Genomic DNA, 6,219 nt, shown 5'->3' on the forward strand with positions numbered 1-6,219 from the left:
TCTTTCTCAAGAGCTAAACACCATTTATTCAAGCCCTCAGTCTGACAGCTACTCTCTCAGACTGGCAAGTGAGGTGAACCTCAGCGATGAAAATCAACTGACAGTAAAGCCGCCATTTACTAATGATAATTTTTCGTGGACTAACTGGACTCTAGACTCGGCAAAGTTATCATCGCCCAAATCTTTGAACTTCAGACCAGGTGACACCTCAAAAAATGAAGACTTACAACTACACATCAGTGGCTTTGAGTGGTGGAGAGGTCTTACTTATCAATACCAGACTAGTGATAACAAAACACTCCAAGGTAACTTCCATAATGCGGGGCCATTCGGCTGGTTTTATAGCTCATTTTGGAATGTATTCTATTTCCAAGAACAACCTTATGTCATGGCAACTTCAGGTCTTTATAAACCAATTACAGTTTATTCCATCAAGAATGGTAACGGACAAGAAGCGTGTAACGTAGAGCCACCTATATCTGTTGACGTCAGGAAAAAAAACCTCGATTTAGCTTATCGCCATGCTTTGCAATATTTTATGACGGATATCGAAGGCAACTTTGGGAGCATGGGAAGTCGTTACTATTCCTATACTCATGATTTGATGTTAGATGTCATATACCGCCCATCAGTTCATGTAGAGAAAGCTGATAGCGATGAAGAAATCGATAGCTTGGCATATCTGGCTCAAAGTGACGCTTGGTCAGCTAGAGAACTGGGAGCTGCAAAAAACATAGCATCAATCAACCGCTCTTACTTGAAAGGTTACTTTACTGAGACTTCTAACCAGCTCGACGCTAATAACCTTGCTTCGCTAATATTAAATCAAGTTTATTCTGATTATGACCGAAAACAACTCGATGAAAATGGACGGACTCAACTGAAAGAGCTAACAAACGCCCTTTCAAGCAATGATACCGAGTCCATTGTAAAAAGTTGCCAAGCGACCATTCGTAGCCAATCTTTCGATTACTACCATGACAATGAAAGAAACCTGGTCGACTGCCTCTCGCTAGTATTGGATAAGCAAACGGTGCTTGGAGATTTGGCAACGCAATGTGCTGAGTCTAACCCAAAATGTGCGCTATCAGAGGTCAATCAATTCGGCAAAAACCTCTTAATGTATGCTGCTCATATGAACAACCCTAAAGCCGTAACTGCACTCATTGGAAGCACGGCAATAATCAATACTTCAACCATAAACACGGCTCGCTTTGACTTTCCACTAGCAGAAAACCTGACGACTTATGACAGAACACCGCTGATGTATGCGGCAGAAAATGCGAGTCAAAGAACAATACAGTTACTATTGGATGCAGGAGCTGATCCTAAATTGAAAGATAGTAAGGGCAATGATTATTTCAGCTACATGGATAAGAACTGGCGATTCAACTCAAGTAAAGCACGCGCCTATTTATCCAAACCAGGGCCAAGCTTCAACTGTGAACTGGCTGCAAGTACCAGAGAGAAAGCCATTTGCTCCGATACCATGCTTTCTGATTATGACAGAGAACTTAGCTATCTGTATCGTGAAGCCTACGACCAGTCTCCCAACGCAAAGGCGCTAAAGGCTGACCAGAGAAAATGGTTAAAGGACATCGACCAATCATGCTCTTCTGAAGCCAGTTTAGTTGAATGTTTATCGCATGAGTATCGAGAACGCATTCGAGCTTTTGAGTTCATTGTATTTAGCTCCCCCATTTAATCCTTATGAATGTTCAGTAGAAACAATTCATAGCCAAACAGCCATATAATTGTTCGCCAAGTGACTGATATCAAAATAAATGATATGCAGTTAGGTACACTAAGTTCACAATAAAATTGAGGAATTGAAATTGAGTAGCGAAGCCATATTGTCACAAATTGAATCACAAGATTCTCTGGTAGGCGTAAACACTATTTTGACTGACTGCATGGCAAAGCAATCTATTCAGGGCGTGATTAAAGGTGATAACCTTCATCGAGTTCTTGATGTAGTCATAGATTTTGCTACTGAAGATAGTAACCCTCTCAGCCCTCTGAGATTGAAAGCAGCAGCTTCTCTTGGACGACTCGCTGCTGTCGCTCGAAGTCGGCAAAATGAAGTTTATCAATATCTTCCTCAGCTATTTAATGATGAGCCTTGTGATTTTGATATGCTCACGGACGGTGACGAAAAACATTATGCCGCTCAATCTATAAGGCACATTCAAGACTCTTGGGTCGTAGACTACTGTTTGAGGCAAGCTGTTCTAGCTGATACAGCTGAAAATGCTCGTAGAACACTGATTCAGAATGCTTTGATTGGCAGCAGCAACCTAAGTGACTTACTTCTACTCGGCAAAGATTCATTTACCTACCTTTCTATTATTGACTCGGCTGATACTCGCATGAAGCGTGCTCGTCGGATTACAAGAGCTTGGAATGAAATAATAAAAGATTGGAACGGCGACGTTGGTAACAACGTTGGCAAATCTCTTGCTAGTTGGTTGCATTCGATTCTTATGCACTCCTCCCCTTCCGTCGAGTCAACAGTAATGATTGATATTGTTGACGACGCTTTGGCGATATTGATACGTACCATCGAGCTAAGATTTTCAAACGCTCTACTTGCAGATACCTATCAGGTCTTAGAAATATCCAGAAATGTTCTGAGTAGCAATCTTTGGGGAGAAATTAATCGGGACTCTGAGTTCCTTCCGAGAATCAAGACTAACTTGAAAGAAGCTGCTCTTGTTCTCGCTCGCCAGAATCGAACTGACAGCAACATAATGAAACAGCTGTCTAAAGCGTACTACTCAAAAGCTCAAGTCATTCCCGCGCTCAAACGTCATTTTGATTCCAGTCAAGAGTTAGACCCACAAGTCAAAGAATGGTGGCTGAATGGAGGAAAGCAAGTTGTCTCGGCTAAAGAACCTGTGCACACCCTTGGTAATTCTGAAGATCAACAAATTGGCTCGCTACTTATTCAAGTAGAAACAAGTCAAAATACCATGGAGAAACTCGAACGAGCTGTCGTTCCTTTTTTAGAAATTTCAGATCCTCCTCTCGCATCGACCGTAAAGAAAGCATCAAGTGGCTTTGGTGATATGTCTAGAATCGCCCGTCAACTAGCACGAATGCGAAAATTAACGCACACCGAAAATCTAGGACAAGTCATTGAGTACAACCCAATGCAACATGAAATGCTTGGTGGACATAAATACGGTGTTCGCAAAGTCCGAGTTGTCCGAGATGGCATCCAAAAAGAATTTGGTGGAAAAATAAAGACACTGGTAAAACCTTGGGTAGAGGCTGTAGAAGATTAAGATGACTAATAACCTAGAATCACAAATATTACTCCAGAATCTATTGGAGAGGTTTAAGCCAGCACAAGATGGTGGATATGTCTTACCTGGCGAGCTGACCGAACGTGAATTTCGAGCTTTAACACACGCACTAGATCACTTAAAGCAAGAAGTTGACCAGTCACAAGGAGAAGATGAAAAAACGACTTTCATTGATATTTCTGTTGCTAAACAAGAGAAAACAGCCAAACCCGAACCTTCTTTAGTCGAGCCTGAATTAGAGTTAGAAAGCGATGTCAGAACCGACATACCCTCCACTGAAGAAGTCAAACCTTCGGTAACCTATACCCCATTAAATATCAGTACCATGTCTCTACCTACGCCTAAAAGCAATGTTCGAGTCTGCTTAGACTTTGGTACAGCAATGTCTAAAGCCACCTTGATTTCTGAAGAAACTGATGATGACTCAATTGAGGATATAGAAGTTATATCTCTTGGAATACCTGGTGACCAAGAAGAAATCAGTGAAAATATGCTTGTCTCATCCGTCTTTATTGATGATCTAGGTAAAATTTGGTTCGGGCAAGCCGCAGTACAGATGTCACATATTCAACCTCCTGATACTCATAGACAACGACTCGATAATATAAAACGCTACTTATCTGAGGAAGGTTTATCCTCGGAAGTAGGTAAGCAATTCAACCCTACTAGCTCACAAATCACTTATGAAGATATGGTATTGGCTTACCTAAGCTACTTTACATGGGCAATGAACCAAGCTACGTCATTACAGGGGATCGATAAAAACATACTCCGCCGCTTTGCTATGCCTTGCTTCGACAAAATGAAACATGTCCAAGTCGTGAATAAACTCAAACAGCTATTAGGAGAAGCGCAGATCCTCGCTGATACATTTGATTTACAATTTTCTTCAGGGATCGAGTTGGATGATTTCCTTAATGCTATTGCGCAAATCAGAAAGAAAAATTTAAAGTTCAATTTTATTCGAGAGGATGTAACTGAACCACTTGGGGTCGCTGGCTCCCTTATCTCGTGGCAAGAGAATGTTAACTCATTAGTAATGGTTATTGATATTGGCGCAGGTACTAGTGATTTCAGCCTGTATCGTATGAAATATGATGAGAAGTTGAAGAAAAGTGCAGCTTTAGAGATTAAAGATTCCAACAGAGGTATCACGGAAGCAGGCAACCACCTAGATAAACTACTTCAAGGCGTGATCCTCAATAAAGCAGATATACGCCAAGGTAACCCTCTATACCTTAATACATTTGGCGCGTTAAACTTACACTTGAGAGATTACAAAGAAGCACTATTTAGAGATGGTTTCATCTCCGCCACCTTATTCAACGGAGACGTTGTTGAAATCACGCTTGATGAGTTTATGGCTTTGCCTCAAGTAGAATCATTTTCAAAATCACTCAAAGAGTGTATGCAAGAAATCTTAAACAATATATCGCCTAGCTTTGTACACGCTGCTCCTAACAACGCGCTCGCCGTTGCATTAACGGGCGGTGGTGCTCAGTTGCCAATGGTCAAAGTTCTCGCTAATGGAACCATCTCGGCTCACGGAAAAACACTGAACCTAGTACAAACACAAGAATTCCCCCAATGGTTAGCGGCTGAATACCCAGAACTAGAGCAAGACTACTCACGGATAGCCGTGTCTTTAGGCGGTGCTAGGAAAAATATTCTCCAAGCTTCAGGGCCTGCGACGATTACGTGTGATCCTGTCGGTGAATACCGACTTGCGACATATTGACAATTTGGGATTTTCTACACTTCTGGAGAAAAATTAATGACAGCACAAGTATCCGAAACACTTATTTATGAAGGTGGAGAAGTTTAGTTTCACAGCGAACCCCATTTCCCTTTAGATCACCCAGAGCCTGTCTTAACTATATAAATCGAATTAGACAGTGAGTATTTTAAATTCACATTACAACGTCAAATGGCTTATACAATGTTCAGAAATTCAAATAATAGTTCAAATCTAGAAACACAAGGATTGGCGCTTCTTAAGCAAATGACAGGCTCTTCGGTTGCCCAGTTTCACGCAGATCAGTGGGAAGCAATTAATGAATTAGTCGCAAATCAAAACCAATTACTTGTCGTGCAAAGGACAGGTTGGGGTAAGAGTGCAGTCTACTTTATTGCAACAAAGCTACGTCGTATGCAAGGGCATGGGCCGAGTATTATTATCTCCCCTCTTTTATCCTTGATCCGAAACCAAATCGACAGCGCCGCTAAACTTGGATTGAATGTTGTTTCTTACAACTCATCTATGGATCAACATGAGAAAGCACGTTCTGAGCGTCAAATCCTCAGCCAGAATGTGGATGCAATAATCATCGCCCCAGAGCAATTAGGTGATACTAAATTCGGTCAAGAGATTTTGCCTCGGATTGTTGGTAACATTGGTTTATTCGTTGTCGATGAAGCCCACTGTATCTCAGACTGGGGACATGACTTTAGGCCAGACTACGGTAGGATTGTTCGTGCTATTCAGTTTATGCCGCGTAACATGCCTGTACTTGCAACAACAGCAACAGCTAACAACCGAGTAGTCACTGACATTAGAAATCAACTGGGTGATCGACTAAAAGTGTTTCGAGGGTCTTTAATGCGAAGCTCTCTTAATTTGCAAACAATCCATGTACACAGTAAGTCTGAACGTTTAGCGTGGCTTGTCGAGAATCTCCCTCAGCTTTTAGGCTCTGGAATTATCTATTGTAAAACGACAAAAGATGCAAATATCGTTGCTGAGTTTCTACAAACGCAAAATATTAATGCCCATGCCTACCATAGTGATATAGATGGCGATAACAAGCCTCGTTTAGAACAGGCATTACAACAAAATCAAATTAAAGCCCTTGTCGCAACATCTGCATTAGGTATGGGGTTTGATAAACCAGATCTATACCCGTGATCATTG

Annotated in this window: 4 protein-coding genes; all 4 read left to right on the forward strand. The window is 41.5% G+C overall.

Annotation, left to right across the window (positions count from 1 at the left end):
* Positions 1 to 73 precede the first annotated feature (73 nt).
* The 4 genes from AB4180_RS17010 (at position 74) to AB4180_RS17025 (ending at position 6,213) form a co-directional block, all read left to right on the forward strand.
* Positions 74 to 1,705: an ankyrin repeat domain-containing protein gene (locus AB4180_RS17010; RefSeq protein WP_241909290.1), complete on the forward strand. Its 1,632-nt coding sequence runs from the start codon at positions 74 to 76 to the stop codon at positions 1,703 to 1,705.
* A gap of 130 nt (positions 1,706 to 1,835) precedes the next feature.
* The gene (locus AB4180_RS17015; RefSeq protein ID WP_102250439.1) at positions 1,836 to 3,287 is read left to right on the forward strand and encodes a hypothetical protein; all 1,452 of its coding nucleotides are present in this window, start codon (positions 1,836 to 1,838) and stop codon (positions 3,285 to 3,287) included.
* A 1-nt stretch (position 3,288) separates the two neighbouring features.
* Complete coding sequence (locus AB4180_RS17020; RefSeq protein ID WP_102250438.1) at positions 3,289 to 5,046, forward strand: hypothetical protein; 1,758 nt, start codon at positions 3,289 to 3,291, stop codon at positions 5,044 to 5,046.
* 201 nt (positions 5,047 to 5,247) lie between these two features.
* Positions 5,248 to 6,213 (forward strand): DEAD/DEAH box helicase, encoded by a 966-nt coding sequence (locus tag AB4180_RS17025; RefSeq protein WP_102250437.1) that lies wholly within the window; start codon positions 5,248 to 5,250, stop codon positions 6,211 to 6,213.
* Positions 6,214 to 6,219: the final 6 nt, after the last annotated feature.

The sequence above is a fragment of the Vibrio sp. 10N.286.49.C3 genome, from assembly GCF_041469545.1.
Classification (GTDB): domain Bacteria; phylum Pseudomonadota; class Gammaproteobacteria; order Enterobacterales; family Vibrionaceae; genus Vibrio; species Vibrio tasmaniensis_A.

Excerpts from the sequence above, each read along its gene's own strand:
- AB4180_RS17025 (WP_102250437.1), top strand. The coding sequence starts at position 5,248 with ATGTTCAGAAATTCAAATAATAGTTCAAATCTAGAAACACAAGGATTG.
- AB4180_RS17020 (WP_102250438.1), top strand. The coding sequence starts at position 3,289 with ATGACTAATAACCTAGAATCACAAATATTACTCCAGAATCTATTGGAG.